The sequence below is a fragment of the Novosphingobium sp. YAF33 genome (assembly GCF_052113265.1).
Lineage (GTDB): Bacteria > Pseudomonadota > Alphaproteobacteria > Sphingomonadales > Sphingomonadaceae > Novosphingobium.
This window is the reverse complement of record NZ_JBFRCW010000006.1, coordinates 1-15,523: the sequence shown is the minus strand read 5'-3', so window position 1 is coordinate 15,523 and position 15,523 is coordinate 1. Positions and strand designations below refer to the sequence as shown.

At 62.9% G+C, this 15,523-nt stretch carries 18 protein-coding genes and 1 tRNA gene; 3 read left to right on the top strand and 16 right to left on the bottom strand.

What is annotated here, in order from left to right; genetic code table 11:
* Positions 1–3 precede the first annotated feature (3 nt).
* From AB4Z00_RS12815 to AB4Z00_RS12750, 14 genes are all read right to left on the bottom strand, one after another.
* Positions 4–3,540: a phage tail tape measure protein gene (locus tag AB4Z00_RS12815; RefSeq protein ID WP_442046236.1), complete on the bottom strand. Its 3,537-nt coding sequence runs from the start codon at positions 3,538–3,540 to the stop codon at positions 4–6.
* Complete coding sequence (locus tag AB4Z00_RS12810; protein WP_442046235.1) at positions 3,533–3,775, bottom strand: hypothetical protein; 243 nt, start codon at positions 3,773–3,775, stop codon at positions 3,533–3,535. The genes AB4Z00_RS12815 and AB4Z00_RS12810 overlap by 8 nt, the downstream gene beginning before the upstream one ends.
* 62 nt (positions 3,776–3,837) lie before the next feature.
* A complete protein-coding gene (locus AB4Z00_RS12805) occupies positions 3,838–4,197 on the bottom strand; it encodes a hypothetical protein (protein WP_442046234.1) in 360 nt (119 codons plus the stop codon).
* 2 nt (positions 4,198–4,199) lie between these two features.
* Positions 4,200–4,646 carry a phage tail tube protein gene (locus AB4Z00_RS12800; protein WP_442046233.1) on the bottom strand — a complete coding sequence of 149 codons (447 nt, stop codon included), beginning with the start codon at positions 4,644–4,646 and terminating at the stop codon, positions 4,200–4,202.
* An 11-nt stretch (positions 4,647–4,657) separates the two neighbouring features.
* A complete protein-coding gene (gene gp17, locus AB4Z00_RS12795) occupies positions 4,658–5,062 on the bottom strand; it encodes a tail completion protein gp17 (RefSeq protein ID WP_442046232.1) in 405 nt (134 codons plus the stop codon).
* 3 nt (positions 5,063–5,065) lie between these two features.
* Entirely contained in the window at positions 5,066–5,500 is a 435-nt protein-coding gene (locus AB4Z00_RS12790; protein ID WP_442046231.1) for an HK97 gp10 family phage protein, read from the bottom strand.
* Positions 5,500–6,120 carry a head-tail joining protein gene (locus AB4Z00_RS12785; RefSeq protein WP_442046230.1) on the bottom strand — a complete coding sequence of 207 codons (621 nt, stop codon included), beginning with the start codon at positions 6,118–6,120 and terminating at the stop codon, positions 5,500–5,502. Before AB4Z00_RS12785 ends, AB4Z00_RS12790 begins: the two co-directional genes overlap by 1 nt.
* Position 6,121: 1 nt before the next feature.
* Positions 6,122–6,448, bottom strand: coding sequence for a DUF2190 family protein (locus AB4Z00_RS12780; protein ID WP_442046229.1), 327 nt, complete (start codon positions 6,446–6,448; stop codon positions 6,122–6,124).
* 25 nt (positions 6,449–6,473) lie between these two features.
* Positions 6,474–6,803, bottom strand: a complete 330-nt coding sequence (locus tag AB4Z00_RS12775; protein ID WP_442046228.1) for a hypothetical protein — start codon at positions 6,801–6,803, stop codon at positions 6,474–6,476.
* Positions 6,804–6,880: 77 nt separating this feature from the next.
* Positions 6,881–9,073 carry a prohead protease/major capsid protein fusion protein gene (locus tag AB4Z00_RS12770; RefSeq protein WP_442046227.1) on the bottom strand — a complete coding sequence of 731 codons (2,193 nt, stop codon included), beginning with the start codon at positions 9,071–9,073 and terminating at the stop codon, positions 6,881–6,883.
* 17 nt (positions 9,074–9,090) lie between these two features.
* Positions 9,091–10,605, bottom strand: a complete 1,515-nt coding sequence (locus AB4Z00_RS12765; protein WP_442046226.1) for a phage portal protein — start codon at positions 10,603–10,605, stop codon at positions 9,091–9,093.
* Positions 10,602–10,817: a phage head-tail joining protein gene (locus AB4Z00_RS12760; protein ID WP_442046225.1), complete on the bottom strand. Its 216-nt coding sequence runs from the start codon at positions 10,815–10,817 to the stop codon at positions 10,602–10,604. The genes AB4Z00_RS12765 and AB4Z00_RS12760 overlap by 4 nt, the downstream gene beginning before the upstream one ends.
* Positions 10,817–12,823 (bottom strand): phage terminase large subunit family protein, encoded by a 2,007-nt coding sequence (locus AB4Z00_RS12755; RefSeq protein WP_442046507.1) that lies wholly within the window; start codon positions 12,821–12,823, stop codon positions 10,817–10,819. Before AB4Z00_RS12755 ends, AB4Z00_RS12760 begins: the two co-directional genes overlap by 1 nt.
* 46 nt (positions 12,824–12,869) lie before the next feature.
* Positions 12,870–13,496: a hypothetical protein gene (locus AB4Z00_RS12750; RefSeq protein WP_442046224.1), complete on the bottom strand. Its 627-nt coding sequence runs from the start codon at positions 13,494–13,496 to the stop codon at positions 12,870–12,872.
* A 1-nt stretch (position 13,497) separates the two neighbouring features.
* Between AB4Z00_RS12750 and AB4Z00_RS12745 the strand changes: the two genes are divergently transcribed.
* Positions 13,498–13,977, top strand: a complete 480-nt coding sequence (locus AB4Z00_RS12745) for a hypothetical protein (RefSeq protein ID WP_442046223.1) — start codon at positions 13,498–13,500, stop codon at positions 13,975–13,977.
* A gap of 72 nt (positions 13,978–14,049) precedes the next feature.
* Here the strand turns inward: AB4Z00_RS12745 and AB4Z00_RS12740 are convergent, their stop codons facing one another.
* Both AB4Z00_RS12740 and AB4Z00_RS12735 read right to left on the bottom strand, forming a co-directional pair.
* The gene (locus AB4Z00_RS12740; RefSeq protein WP_442046222.1) at positions 14,050–14,259 is read right to left on the bottom strand and encodes a hypothetical protein; all 210 of its coding nucleotides are present in this window, start codon (positions 14,257–14,259) and stop codon (positions 14,050–14,052) included.
* A gap of 32 nt (positions 14,260–14,291) precedes the next feature.
* Positions 14,292–14,362: transfer RNA gene (locus tag AB4Z00_RS12735), tRNA-Gly, on the bottom strand.
* Positions 14,363–14,637: 275 nt separating this feature from the next.
* Here AB4Z00_RS12735 and AB4Z00_RS12730 point away from each other — a divergent pair.
* Both AB4Z00_RS12730 and AB4Z00_RS12725 read left to right on the top strand, forming a co-directional pair.
* Complete coding sequence (locus tag AB4Z00_RS12730; RefSeq protein WP_442046221.1) at positions 14,638–14,886, top strand: type II toxin-antitoxin system RelE family toxin; 249 nt, start codon at positions 14,638–14,640, stop codon at positions 14,884–14,886.
* 11 nt (positions 14,887–14,897) lie between these two features.
* On the top strand, positions 14,898–15,239 hold the full coding sequence (locus tag AB4Z00_RS12725; protein WP_442046220.1) for a helix-turn-helix transcriptional regulator: 342 nt from the start codon (positions 14,898–14,900) through the stop codon (positions 15,237–15,239).
* Positions 15,240–15,523: the final 284 nt, after the last annotated feature.

Below are 15,523 nucleotides of genomic sequence, written 5' to 3'. Positions count from 1 at the left end.
GTATTATCTCCCCGGAATACGCCGGCGGCCTTGCCGCATAATGTCGCCACCAGCTGCTGCACGAGCATGCGCGCCGGAAGCGGCTGCCATCGGGGCGGCCACACCGGCTGCGCGATTGTCGACCTGGCCCCAGAACACGTCGGCGCCTGGTCCGTAGAAGTTCTGCACGGTACCGCCGCGTCGCGCGCCGCCGTCCATGCCGGGCTTGCGAATGTCGACCATTTCCCCACGCGTCGCGCGGAAAGCGATCAGGTTGTTGTCGATGCCGGACATGCCGCCGACCTTGAAGGAACCGCCGGTGGCGAAACCGGGGAGGTCATTCCAATTTACCCCCGCCGCCGCGGCGCCCGCCGCTGCGTTGCTTCCAAGGGTCACCTTGCTGCCGCCGAAGATGCCGCCGACGATGCTCCCGATCGACCCGAACAGGCCGCCACCACCGCCGCTTGATGATCCAGCGCGCGAGAACAGCTTCGAGATCAGATCAGCGAGGCTGTTGATCGCCTCTTCCATCCCCTTCGCAATCCGGTCTTTCCACCAGTTCTTCATCCAATCGCCGATGTTCCCGTCGAGCGCTGCCCGCATCCCGTCCTGGATGGTGGAGCGCCAGACGCCGGTGATGCGGGCCTTTTCCTCATCGCTCGCTTCTGAAACGGCTTTCGCGGCAGCATCGGGGGCCGACATGCCCTGGTCCTGTAGATCTCGGATTCGCTCCCGGATATCGACCTCACGCTGCAGCTGGCGGATGTGCTCCTCGCTATCCCCGCGCTGCTGTGCCAGCCGCAATTCCCGGTCCTGGGCGTCGTCAGCAAACCAACGCTGCCGTGCTTGCGCGCGTGCGTCGTCGATCTGCGCCTGATCGGCCTCCGCGAGCGCGGTAGCCTCGGCCAAGTTCTTCGTCTGCTCGTAGTAAAAGGCTATGCGGCGCTTCAGTTCAGATTGACGTTCGAGACTTTCTTCGAGCGCGCGGTCATTGTTGAGGCGCGCTACGTCGATGGCGTTTGCCGCCTGCTCGTCAGCGATCTCGCGCGCTGCGGCCTGGGCACGCGCGGCATGGATTTCGGTCATGTCCCGCTGCGCCGCGACGCGCGCCTGATCGAGTGTCAGGCCGGTGCGCTGGTAGGCTTCCACTTGCTTGGAGAGGGCCAGCTGATCCTGGATGCGCTGCTCGGCTTCCTTGTCGCTGCGGGCGCGAGCGGCATCCAGCTCGGCCTCGATGCGCAGCTGATCACGGTTTCCTGCGTCGTAAGTGGAGTCGCGGCCCTTGGGGGTGCGCTTTGCCCGGCTGTTCTTCGGCGGGGTGAAGTCGATGATACGACTGCCGCCCGACGCTGGCGGCGCGGCGGTGGGCTTAGTGGCTTCCGGAGACGCGGGTGTGCTGTCTGCCTTGGCGCCGCCAAGCCCGAGGCGATCCTTCAGGGCTCCATACTTGTCGCCGATCCATTTCGCGGCGTTACCGATCCACGTCATCAGGCCGCCGAACTTATCAACCAGCCAGCCCTTCACGCCTTCATAGACGGCTTTCGCCGCAGCTGTGATGCCAGGAAAGGCGGTGGCGACCCATGTGACCGCCGATGCCACAATAGCGGTGAATGCCGTCGCGATCTCACTGAAGCCGTCGACCAGGGCTGCCTTCACAGCATCGTAGATCGCTTTGACCGGCCCTGCGATCGATGGGTACATCATGCCTATGATGTCGACGATGGTCTGGCAGACCGCGTCAACGACGTTGCCAGCGGCTTCCCAAGCTCCGGCAAAATCGCCCGACAGCAACGCGCTGACCACGTCCACGACTGAGCTGACGGCGTCGACGATTCCGGAGATAGCCCGGATGGCGATCTCAAGCGCATTCACGAGCCCGGCGCCGAGAAGCTCAACGATCCCGGCGACGAAAGTGCCTGCGACATCCAGCACCGTGCCGAAGATCTCGATCAGTGCGCCGAAGCCGGCCCCGATAGGACCGGAGGCGATCTTGGACACTACATCGCCAACTTTCTCGAACAGCGCGATGAGCGGCGGCCCGAGCGTCTGGGTCGCCATCTGCCAGACCTGTTGCAGCGCCGGAATGATCGAATCTGCGAAAGTAATAACGGCGGTTACCGCCCACCCGATGGGGCCGGTGATCCCGAGAAAAGCACGGGCGAGGATGCCAAGGCCCTGCTTAATGCCGGCTCCCGCCAGCAATCGAGCCAGCGCCGCGCCCAGCGTGCCGATCGGTTCGATGACAGCGCTGATCGCCCAGCCGAGCGCGCCGAAGCCGCGCGCAAGCTTCGCGAAGATGAAGGACGCGATCGCGCCGAATGCAATGGCAAGCGGACCCAGTGCCGCGGCAACGGCGCCGATGATCACTCCCACCTTCAGTAATGCTGGGCTGGCGCGGGAGAGCGATTCCAGAAAGCCTGCGACCGCGTTTTTCACGCTGGTGATGATTGCCGTTAGGCCCGCTTCGCCAATCGCGATTTTCAGGCTTTCCCAAGCGTTCGCCATCCGGTTTGTAGCGGCCGCCTCACCTTCCAGGCGCTTGTCGATCTTCGCGCCGACGTCGCCTTGGGCGATCTCGTTTTGCAGGTCTGCAATGCCCTTGGCGCCTTGCTCCATGAGGCCGATGGCGGTGCGTGCAGCATCAGATCCGAAGATGGTTTTGAGCGCGTCCGTCTTGGACTGGTCGGACAGGCCGTCGAAAGCTTTCCGCAGGACTTCTGCCTGTTCGGCAAGCGGCTTCATCCGGCCCGTCTGCATGTCGAAGAACTCGATGCCGAGCGTCTTCATGGCATATTCGGCCTCTTTTGAGACCGGAACTAGCGACTGGATATAAGTCTTGAACGAGGTTCCTGCATCGGAGCCACTCGAGAACTGCATGCTGGTGGCCGCGATCGCCGTGGCGAAGTCACGGAAGTTGATGCCCGCCGACGCTGCGACGCCGCCGCCTTGGGCAATCGCCTGCTGAAAGTCGATGAAGCCAAATTTCGATGCGTCGAGTGAACCGACCACATCATTGACCACCGTCGGCAAGGCAGAGGCCTCGACCTTGAACTGCCCCATGACGTCTGTGACGAGGGCGGCCGCGTCGGCAACCGGGGCCGCGCCAGCCGCCGCGAGGTCGAGCGACGATTTCAACGCCCCGCCGATGATGTTTGCGGTCGAAACGCCAGCGAGGCCCAATGCCTCGATCCCGTCGGCAGCCTCGGTGGCGCCTTTGCCAACGCGCGGGCCAAGCTCGCGCGCTTGGTCCGATAGCTGCTTCAGTTCCTTGCCGGTGACACCGCGCAAGGCTGCCTCGACGCGCTTCATCGACGCCTCGAAGCCGCTGGCGGTCTTATTCGACGTCGCAGCGAGCGCCCCCAGCGGAACGGTGACGCCAGCCGTTAGGCCGAGACCCCAGTTGCGGGCCTTCTGCGAGACGTCATCGAGAACTCGCCCGATCTGCTCGAACGCGGTGCGCAGGGAGGCCAAATCCCCCCTGGCACCCCTGACCGCAGGCGTCCAATCGCCAGTATCCAGCGTCAGGACACCGCGAAGGGCGCCGACAACGACGTTATTCATGGCTGCCCTTTTCCATTGGCGGTCCGGCAACGGCCGACCACATCCGCGCCATCGTCATCATCTGATCGGCGGACATGGCCGTCGGCTTCTTCGCCTTTGCTTTGGTCCCGACGAGATCTTTCAGAGGCGGCATTTTCTTCGCCCGGCCTAGCGCAGCCGTGGTCCACGCCAGCCAAGCGCGATTATGGTGGTCTGCCTCAGCAGCGCGCTTTTTACCCTCGACCAGCAAGGACAAGAGGCGGGGGGTCGAGCGGAAGAAGGATTCGTGAGAACCCAGATCTAACTCGACCCAGGTCGTTAGGGCTTTCGCCCAGTCCCACGGCTCTTCGGCTTCGCGTTTCCCGCCTGGCTCCCGTCGTCCTTGGATTCCGGGAACGCCGCCTTAAACGCTCGGGCAATCAGCTGAGCGGCTTCGTTTACGCCCAAGCCATGGATCAGGCGGCCCGCTTCCAGGTCGCTCATGGCGCCGTGGTGTGCCGCGAGCCCGATGCGGAAGATAGACCTGATCATCGTCGGGCTGCCGAGACGATCACCCACGTCCGCAACGTCGATCTCCAGATCCTCTTCAATCGTGCAGAGTGCGTTGAAGTCGAAAACAAGCGTCCAAGGCTGCCCTTCGACCTGGAAGCCGACTTCGCCTTTGATCTGCGTACCCATGGTCAAGCGCCTCCGGCCGGCGGTGCGGCGCGGACGATGGAACCGCTCACACGGCCAGTGACCTGACAGGTCAGTCGATCATTGAGCGGAGCGGTCGGCTGATAGCCTCGGATCAGCAGATCGAATTCCCAGGTGGCGCCGTTCGGCCAGGTGATACGGAAACCGCGCGGGCGGCGAGTAGCCTTGGCGCCGAGGATCAGCGTCTCCGTGGCGCCGCCGGGGATATAGTTGATGTTGAAGGTGCACTCGCCTGGATCGGTGAGGCCTCCGATGTATTCCTTGACGCCGTCCGGCGACAGGAAATGGGTGACTTCGACTTCATCGTCCATCTGCTCAGGCGGCGTAATTTCGAACGGTTCGCCAATCTGCTCATAGGTGGTGCCGGTCGGCGTCGTCTTCATCTCGATGATGATGCCGAGACCGGTCATCGCCTGGCTGTTTCCTGCCATGCTCATTCTCCTCAGTTGCTTGGGTAGTGCCAGACCATCACATCGATGGCGGTTCGGAAGGTTGTTGCCAGGCCGCCGTTGGCACGGCTGCTGTCGTTCCTCACGTCGATGATGCGCGTGCTCTCGACTTCGGGTCGCTCGACCAAGGCGCGGCCATCAATTTCGGTGACAATGCGTTCGCCGATCGCATCCGCCTCGCCTCGGCTCGCCGCCAGGCACTCAATGGTGAGCCAAGCCCGTCGAATGGATTGGGGGCCGCTGAAGGTCAGAGGGCGCGGGTCGCTGATCAGCTGAACGACGATCGCAGGCAGCGGATCTGATTGCGGCCTTTCGTCGCGGTAGACTCGTTCGGCCACCAAGCTTTGCACGGCGTCCGCATCGCGCAGGACGTCGCGCAGGACGGCGGAGATTGCCATGGGTTAGCCCTTTAGTTCGCGGGCGAGAACCTTGCTAAGGCCATCGGCAGTTGCAGGCAGGATGCCGTCGCTGTTCTGGTTCCATGCCGGGCGCATGTATGGATATGCACGCGTCGCATCGTATTCCCGGCCGTCGGCGCCAACGCTGGGCAGTCGGCCGATCTCGACGTCAACGGCATAGTCTGCGTCGACAGATGGGCCGACGTAGGCAGCTATACCGCGCTCGCTGCTGCCGCCGTCGGCCCGGTCCGATACCCCGATGGCATCGCGCAAGCGTCCGGTTCGAACATGGACGATTGCTTTAGCGGCATCAGAAACAGGTCCCAAAGCATCCTCGAGAACAGGTCGGACGACATCCGGATCGTTCATAAGCTCCGCAGCGCGCGCGAGATTGTCGTCGAGGTCGTCGAGACCTTCAATTCTGAAACCGGTGCGCATTACGCTGCCTTTGCGATGCCGGTGATTTCCAAGGCGGCACGAGTGCCGACCTGAGCCACCGTCTGAATGTCGAAAGTCCGCCCGCCCTCACGGAGCTGATAGGCCGGCGTGATCGCTGCGGCCGCTTCGCTCCAAGGAATGAAAAATGTGGCCTGCTGCCAAGCGGCAACCTGATTGGCGTCGGTCTGGTCGCTTTCGGTGCCGGAGCGGTCCAGGCGCGCGGCGGGCAGCGTCATGATCACGCCGAACGTGTCCACCAGGTCGCCGTATTCGTTCTTCGCGCGCGTAGGCCCGAGAATTTCCAAGTCGCGATCGAGACCGGGCAGGTCGCAGAACCAGGTGAGCCCTTCAGCATCAAGTTCAGGCGGCAGGGTAAGGACGAGAATCCGGCCGTCGAGGAGGAAGACGGCGCCGACTTCCGGCGCAGCCACATCACTCACACGAACGTCGAAGACTTTGCCCACGCTGACGGGGCGGTTCCTGACGGTGCCCTCTGATCCAATCCGCTGCCGCTCAATGACGCGGATTTCCGATTGCTCCCCGCTGGGGGAAACGTAGACCGCCGCCGCAGAGCCAGGCGCATAGAAAAGCGCGTCCAGCGCTGCGGCGAACGGGTTCATGTCAGATCGCGGGGATCAGCTTCACAGCAACCTCGGCATCCGCGCTCAAGGCGGAAGCCTGGAAAATGCCGATCTTGGTGTTGTCGGTGGCGACGTTGGTCGCGGCCTTCGCCGTGTTGTCCCAGTAGGCGACCGTCTTGCGGGTGATCGATACCGCGCCCTTCTTGAGCGAGAATACGCCGCGTGTGACACCGATGACCGGCGCACCGGCTTCGGCATCGGTCGACGCAACCGAGAACTCGGCACCGTCGAGCAAGCCTTCGCCGCTCTTGACGTCATACGGGGCGATGCAGGCGAGATTATCGCCGGGCTGGATGAAGTTCTTCATGGTCTATCTTCCTCGAATGCCGGGCTTACGAGGCCGCAGCGCTGCGCTTGGCCTCGATCGCCTTGACGAGATCGGCCTTGGTGGGGTTGTCTTGGGAGACAGTCGCCTGCTCGTGCTCGGCGATGGCCAAGAGCTGGTCCTTGTCGGCCTTCTTCAGGTCGAGGTTGGCGAGCCCGTCCCGCTCGTAATCGGGACCTTCCTGGTCGTCTTCGCCTTCGTCGTCAGGATCGACGGCCAGTCCCATGTCGATGAGGCGTTCTGCCTCTTCCTCATCCCGAACCGGGATGGCGCCTTCCGTGGGATAGCGAACGGCACCGGCAATCACGGCCGTGGCCAGCAAAAGAATGGTTTTCATGTGAGGTCTCCTGCCTCTGCGCTGGGCGCGAGGCGTTGTCAGCGGTCGGGCGCCGTCGCTCGACGGCGCCCGTAGCGTCAGGCCGGGGCGGCGCCGGGGTTCCGGTACAGGCCACGCCAATCGACGGCGGCCGCGCCAACATCGAGGCGGGCCTTCTCTTCGACGCCATCGACATCGAAGCCTACACGGGTTTCCGTGAACAGCTCCTCCTGACCGTCGAGATGGGCCAAGACGAGGGTGTCAAATGCGTCCGGAGAGGCCGACAGGAACCACTGGTAACCCGTGATGCGCGGCTCGACGATCAGCGTGAGGTTGCCAGGGTAAGGGTTGACGTTGGCAGCTTCGGCTGCGTTGACGGCGGTCAGGAAGATCTGCGCCGCCACCTTCTGCTTCGGGCCGACGATGAGGAATTCCGGGCGGATCGACAGAGAAGCGCCTTCGTCGTTCTTCTGCTCGAGCATCGCCGTTTCACCGGCGGCCACCGATGCCACAGTGATCGCGGTACCGGCCGCGGCCAAGTTGCCGTGATCGGCGTGGAACAGCGCCTTGCCGTCGCCCATGGTCGGGTTGGAAAGCAGGGTGCCATAGACGAGATCGGATTCTAGGTCCGCTGCCTTCCGGCCGAACATGGTTGGGATACGACCGAACAGACCCTTGTCGTCGTTCACGATCGCCTGGCGGCTGATCGGGATGACGCGGCCGTAGGTCTGCAGGCGATAGTTCAAGCCAGTGTCGCTGATCGCGCCGCGCTGGAATTCGCCCATCTCGGGCACCAGCAAGAGGGCGGGGGCATCGCCAAGCCCGATGATCTGCGTCGGCTTGAAGTCTGGCAGGGTGTCCGTGCCAACCCAGGCGCGGAAAGTCTGCGGGGCTGCAGCGAAGGCCTGACGCACGCGGCGGTTGGTGGCCGATGCCAGGGCGTAAGCGAAATCGCTGGTGGTCAGCGCGCCGAAGCGCTGAAGACCGAGAGCAGATCCTGCGATTTCAAGACGTCCCATCCCGCGCGTATCGGTGCCGGAGCGACCAAGATGGAAGCGGGCGAGCTCCATAAGCGTCATCCCGCGGAAGTCGCGCGCCGCCGCGATGCGCTGCGCGGCCGGGCGGCTCGGGTCGTCGTTCAGCTGGTCCGAAGGGTGAGCGCGCAAGGTGACCGAGTCCGCGAGGGCCTGGCGGTAGCTGGCTTCGTCCGTACCATGAGACGCCGCGCGGGCATCGATGGTCGGGGTTTGCCGTGCATCGATGAGACGGTTGGCAATGCGCTCCTGCATCGACGCTTCGGTGAGCGTTCCGGCTTCGCTGTCGCGGATAAGCTCCGTCGCGAAGGCCGAGCCAAGCTCGTCGGATCGACCGCAAAGCTCGAGAATGCGTGATGCGGGGACGGTCGGGCTACGCTGGGCGACCGGCGCGGCCGAGGCGTTGGGTTCGGTGCGGGTGGTGCCGTCCTCTTCGACGACGACAGTGATAGCGGCTGCGGCCGGTGCGGCCCCACGGTTGGCATTGGGGTGGGCGACACCGCCGCCCGGCAGGTTCCGGTTCATTTCGTCTTCCTCTTGATTTCCGTGGGCGGTGGTCCCTGGTGCAGATCGAACCACGGCGTTCGGATCGGCGGGAACGGGGACGAGGCTGGCTTCCAGCAATTCCCAGGCGACGGCGCGCCAAGTCTCGTGTTCGTTTTCATCGGTGGCAGTGATCTGCCACTTGGTGACGCGGTAACCGATCGAGATTGCCCGCAATTCGCCAGCGGCGACGCGCGCTTCAACGGCGCGCCCAGCATCGGTGTCGGCAAAGTTAAGGGTCCCGACCAGCTGGCTGTTCTCGATCCGCACATTGGTGATGCGGCCAAGGACGGCATCGAGTTCGTACTGATTGTGCGTATCGAGAAGGGGGCAGACGCCGGCAGTGACGCGGCTGAGGTCGATGGCCTCTTCGCTGATCTCCAGCTCTTCAGTGAAATAGTGCCGGCGCACTGGCGCACCGACCGAGAGGACAGCCTCAACAGATCGACTGGAACTGTCATAGCTGGCCGGGGTGATGGCGAGGCTGCGAGTGCCGCGGCCACCCACCTGCGGCTGCCGGCGCTCGGCAATTTCACCCCCGGAGTCCGGCGCATCACGGGTGAACATTCCGGGAGGCGTGCCGGACGGATCTTCGGGCGTCCGCACCGGCGTTTCGGGAGTCCGTGGCGCCGGCGTTGCCGCCGGCTCGAACGGGGGTTCAGTGCGGCGCTGACGCGCGCCATCGCGCCCAGAAGCGGACTTATCTTCGGACATCATTAAGCTCCTGTCAGTCAGCGCGAGCGTGCGCGCTCCATGTACCGCCCCACCATGCGGGCGAGGATCGGTAGGCTGCGATCGCCGTCGACCGGCGCAGGTTCGGTGACTTCCGTCACATCGCCCTTGAAGGTGAGACCAGCTGCAGCGGCCTTTTCGCGGCCGGTTTTGACCTGCGCGATCAGTTCGTCTTGGTCGTATCCACGTCCAGCGAGCAGGTTTTCTCGGCTTTCTAGGCCGGCTTCCATCTCAAGGACGTCGGCTTCGGCATCACCCAGACGGTCGATGGATTCGATCGGTGGCGGCGTCCATGTGATCGGGACTGTCCGGGCGGGAAAGCGCCCGACTTCGACGCCGAAATTGTGGAACCACGCCCAGACGCGATCTAGGCACACCGGAATGATGGTGAGGAACTGGACACGTCCGACGGTGCGGTTGAATTCCAGCCGCCCGGCGCGATAGCTGGAATAGTTCACATTCGAGAGGTCGCCGGTCATCTGTTCGTAAGTGATGCCGATTCCAGCTGCTGATGCGAGCAGTGCGATGCGGGCAAGATCGGCGATACCTCCCGAGCGGGGCGGATTGGAGAAGGTGATTTGCTCCCCGTCCTCCAACTGCTCGATCATGCCAGGAACGAATTCCTCGATCGGCGCGCGTTCATTCTCGCTGCCATCGACGGGGAGGCCGATCGTCTGGTCGTCATCGCCGTCCTTCGGCGGCGGGCGGTAGCGAAAACCGACCATGCACGCCGAGATGTTGGCCTTGACCACCTCGGCTTCAATGCCCTCTTCAACGTCGCCCAGGCGCTTGATCACGCTGTCGTAGATCGACACGCCGTCGGTCTGGCCCACATACTCGGCGTGGAACAGGTCGATCACGTCCGAAGCTGGAAAGTCCACCGTCTCGCCGGTCCACCAACGCTGTCCCGGCCGGGTACGGTAGAAGTGGTACCGCGCCGGACGCCCGTCAGCGTCATATTCGACACCGCCCTCGATTCTGTCTCCGACCTTGTTGACGGCAAGCATGCCGCGATCAAACGTCTGCAACCGCAGGCCGTCCTTCCCGCCATTGGTAAGGAAGCGCTTCACCACGAACACGCGGCCATCGCGGAACATGCAGCGGGCCCACAGTTCTTGCAGGCCGTAGAGATCGAGACGGCCATAGAAATCGCAGGTCCTGCACCATTCCGACCAAGCGGATTTTAACGCCTTCGATCCTCCGGGAACGCCCTTGATTCCCCAGCCGACCACGCTGTTGAGCAGGGCGTTCATGGCTTTGCGTGCGAACGGGTTCTCCGCCACCAGACGCAAAACGGCTTGGCGGTTGACGTGGCGCCTCGGCCTGGCGTCGTTGGGGTTGCCGGTGTTCACGTCCCAGTTCTTGTCGGCAAACCGGTTTCCGCCAGCGAAGCGGCGGTGCCCATCTGTCGCGGCTGCGACAGCCTCGGTGCGCTCGAGAACGCGGCGGGCCTGTTGCCGCCGCAGTCCCGCCATCGGCGAAACGTAGGCGACTGCGCGGTCGATCAGTTTCACAGGCGGCCAACCCGGCCGATAATGACCCTGCGCCGACGCCGCGCAGCGGTATTGATGGGTGCTGCCACTTCGTTCGCGATCAGGTCGCGGGCGGTAAGCATCTGGTCGAGGTTCTGATACTCGGTCGAGCGGCCATCGGCGAACGTGACTTTGCGTACGCCGGTGGCGATGGCCGCATCCAGTCCGTCGAGGTCGCTTTGCTGGAAGGCCATCAGCCTCTCCTTTTCATCCAGCTCGATCCCTTGCGGGGCGCGAACTTCTTCGGTTTGGGCTTCGCGGACACCTTCGGCGGAGAAGGGGTGGGTGGCGTCGCTTGTGGCGGCAGGAGTTCCGGCGCAGGCGATGTGGCGTCGGTCACCATGTTGAGTTTCATGCCCCGCTGCATCAAGCCAGCGAGTGCAGCATAGGCATAGACGCGGCAGTCGAGAGCTTCGTTCGCCTTGCCTTTCGGCAGATCCCAGACGGTGTAGCGCCTTCCTGCTGCTACCTTTGTGATCAGGCGTTCCGCTGTCAGCTGAACATACCAGCCGAGATCGCGAGAGGCCGGGAAGTGCATGTATCCGGGGCCAGCCTCTTCGAGGCCGAGCCGCCAGCGGATCGAATCCTTAGCTGCGTTCGTGCCGATGATAACCGGCTTGAACTTAGACCGGTTCGCGGCGCTGGGGCGGGCGGTGGGCCATACAGGCGTTCGCTCACCGTTGCGGCTGCTCTGACCCTTGATCGCCCAGACGTGCCTGCCGAGGCGGGCTTTGGCAAACTTGTAGACGGCCTGCGTGTGATGACCTCCGGAATCGATGCAGGCAGCCTGAACTACGAACACGCGTCCATCGGCGCGCTGAAACCTGCGTAAAAGCTCGCGGTCGACGCGTTGCCAGAGTTCATCCGTAGCCGGGTCACCCTCCACGGCAACATGTTCGATCGACCAGCTTTCCTCCCCGCGACCCCACCCGACAAACTCGATCTCGACGCGATCATCCTGGGTATCGAGCCCGGCGGTAATGATACCCACGCCCTCGGGCACTTCGCCAGGCCAGTTCTCCGCCCGGCGCATCAGCGCCTCTGCGGCGATGTCCTTCGCTGCCTGCCGCTTGTGGGGCCTCCCAAGCTGGGTGTTATCGAAGGTGACCCGCTTATCGGGATCTTCCTTCGCGGCGAGCCATTTTGCAGCGATCTTGGGCGGCGCATCCTTTGGCCATGGACTGAACAGCTTCGACGCGGTGAACGATGCGTGTTCGTTCGGTACCGTCCATTGCCCGCAATCCGGACAGCGGGCGCGATATACGGCCCATCGGTCAGCGGACCACCATTCCCACACAGCGGCAACAGCATCGGCCACATCATCACTGGACCATGCCTGCTCGTAGCTCAGCAGCGGCTCGTGGCGCTTGCCGCAGCAGTTGAACGGGCGGGTCTGATGCCAGCGGACGGTGCGGAGGGACATGAGCCGCTGCCCCTCCGACCAGGCGGAGCCACAAGCCTCACAGTGGATGGCAGCCGTAGCGGGGCGGTGATCGCCGGAATGTTCGTCCTTTTCCCAATGGACGTGCTTGAAAAAGTCCAGAAAATTGCGGTGGCCGCAATGCGGGCATTCAACCGAGGCTTGGCGCTGGTCACCTTCGTTGTAGCTTGCCTCGATCAGACTTTCGTCGGCGATCGTCGGCGAGCAGGCCCGCACCGATAGCCAGTTCGCAAAAGTTGCCATGCGCTCGTCGACCAGGTCGAGCGGGTTACCCTCCTTGGTGATCGGGTACTTATCCACCTCGTCGCACATGCCAACCCGGATCGGTCGGCGGGCAAGGTTATCCGGACTACCGGCACCGGCGAGTGCGGCAAATCCGCCCGGAAACGCCTTATAGAGCAGCGTATCATCCGCGTTTCGCGTGCGACTGCCGCCGAAAATGCCCCGGAGAACGGGTGTTGCCCGGATCAGCGGAGTGATGCGCTCCTTCGAAAACTGCTCTGCAGCGTCTTCCTTCGGCTGCACGATAAGCATGGGTCCGGGATCAAGGTGGGCGAAGTACCCGAACGTATTCTCGAGCAGCGCGGTCTTCATGAGCTGCGTGCAGACCATGACGCTGATTTTGTGAACGCCGGGCTCGGTCACTGCCAACATGGCGCCGCGCGCGACCTCTACCGTCGATGTCCGCCACTTCCCTGAAGTGCTGCCAGCTTCCTTGGCTAGCCTGCGGTACCTGTCTGCCCAATCCGGGACGCTGATTCTAGGCGGGGGTGTCCACCCCTTGCGCGCGGCGGCGCGGAGCCGGTCAAGCTTCGCGTTTGGCGCTGAAGTCTGCCTCTGGCTCGCCGAGATCGTCGAGTTGCTGGTGAACATGGACCGTGAGGGCCTCCACGACCTTGTCCGCGTCCACGCCGATCTCCGCTGCCAGCAAAGGTCCAATTCGGGTCGGGAAGTTCATCCAAGCGTCTCGCTGGGAACGCTGTGTTTCGAACAGCACCATTTCCGCCTGTTCAATTTCAACAAGGTGGCCAGCATCGCGCCGCGCGGCGAGCAGGTGCTTGGCTGCGAGCGCATTCTCTTTGACCCGCTCGGCGGTGGCCGTGTCGGCGTAGGTGCCGGCAAGGACGTTATCGAGGAAGCCTTCCACCTCCTCGGAGAACAGCTCCTCGCTGGCTTCCTCGGTCTCGGCAGCGGTCGGTGCGGACTTTTTTCTAGTGCGGACACTTTTCGAAATGTCCGCACTTGTGTCCGCAGCCCTCGGAGACCTTCTGTTGTTCTTCCGCCACCCGGATCCCGCTAGCGACGGATCCAGCTTTCCGTCGGCGGAAATTGGCAGTTTTCCGGCCTTTATGGCGCGCCGAACCAGCTTGTCGTCGCAGCCGTCAAGCCGGGCAAATTCGCGAACGCTGACTAGAACAGGTGGTTCGGACATTTTGGGTGCGGACACCTTTTACAACCTGGAGCTGGGCTTTTATCGCGCGTTGGACACCCGCGTGAGAGAGAGGCCAGGAAGGACCCAAAACGCTGATGTCGACGGCAGCAAGCGTCAGGCTCCCTTGGCAAGATCAATTATTGGCTTTTTAACTGGCGACTGGCATCAAACGCTTATGAAAGCCTTTCTTGTCGCCACCGCTCTCGCCGCTATCGTCGCATCCGCACCTGGTTCTGCGAAGGCGACCAAGGTCAATCATTTCGTTGAAGTTGACGGTACAAGATATCGTGTGGCCGTCTACAACAATGAAATAGTTCTCGTCGCGAACAAGTCTTTGGTCGTTGCCTACGATCCGTATGAACGCGACAGACAGCGCAAGGCTGTTGTCGAAGCGACTGGTTGCAAAGTGGTGGACGAGCTGCCGTCGAACGATGGGAAGACGCGAGGCAAACTGGATTGCTCGGGAAAAGTAGGTGGCTGACTGAACCAGCGTAGGAGCAGTTGCCCCTGCCTTAGAGCAACTCGATCCAAGCGTCAGTGGGGCAGCACCACATCAGGCGGGGTTGGCAGAGGCCGCAATCAACTCCCGCTCGATCGCGTAGCAGTCGTTGCCGCCGAGATGGTGGGGGTTGTGTGGGATGCGGATTTCTCGCGCATCGGCAAGCGTGACCACTAGGTTGGTATAGGTGTGACCGCGATCCCAGTGGATGGACGCGATCAGTGCGGGGTTGACATGACACTCAGGTCCGCACTTCACGAGCATCAGCGGCTCCTATTCCGAGGGTGCAGTGGTAGAGCCGCCAGCCGGGATCGAACCGGCATCATCAGCTTGGAAGGCTGAGGCCCTACCGTTAGACGATGGCCGCTTGGAGGTTTACGCCCGATCTGGCGAGAACTGTTGGCGAGGGCGGTAGGACTCGAACCTACAGCCTCTGGTTTTGGAGACCGGCGCTCTGACCAGTTGAGCTACACCAACGCGGGACAGATATGAAAAGGCCCGCTCACCTTTCGGCTGCGGGCGCATCAAATTCCAACTGTATCTACTTGCCCTGTTTCCGTGCCCAGTGCAACCGGTATTTCGATGTTACTGAGACTAACATTCTGATTGACACCGATGTAAGTCAGAGTTACATTCCCGTTCATGAAGCCGATCCAGTACGCCCGCTCAGCCCTCAAGACGCTCCGCTCGTTGCCTGCAAATACGTCGGCGCGGATCGTGTCGAAGGTCGAAGCCTACGCCGCAGACCCGGCTTCGCAGGCGAACAACGTCAAAGCCCTCAAGGGCAGCGACGACATTCGCCTTCGGGTCGGCGACTGGCGGGTCATTATGAACGATGGCGTCGTTCTGACGGTGACGAAAATTGGCCCTCGCGGCAGCATTTATGAATGATGGAGGCTCACATGGGTGAGATGGTTTCGATACCGATCGAAGAATACAGAGCGCTCCAGGAGGCAGCCGAAGACTTGGCAGACATCCGTGCTTCCGAGCGCGTGAAAGCTGCCGTCGAGCGCGGCGACGATGAGTATGTGCCGGCCGAACTGGTCAACCGCATCCTCGCTGGCGAAAACCCGCTGCGGGTCTGGCGTGAATATCGCGGCCTAACGCAGCTCACGCTATCGAAGGTGGCTGGCGTGACCCGTGCCCAGATCGCACAGATCGAAGGTGGTAGGAGCGGCGGCTCGGTCCAGACCTTCAAGAGCCTGGCCGAGCATCTGGGCGTCACGGTTGACGATCTGATCTGATTCCAGCCCGGGACAGGTAAGGCCCTGCAGCATCGATCAGCAGCCGCAGCCCGGTGAAGAACTCGTCCTTGATGATCTGCCGGTGAGTGCCCGACTTCGGGACCTGAGAACGGCGGTGGAATAGTCGGCCACGGTAGCGGCGGGATAGGTCCGCTGCGGGCGGCGTAAAAGTCGTCCACCTTGAAGCCTTTCTGCTTGGCAGGGAGGACTGGGGATTTTCAGCGTGGAACTCTATCTGAAGGTACGTCTGGTCAGCGTGGAACTCTATCTGAAGGTACGTCTGG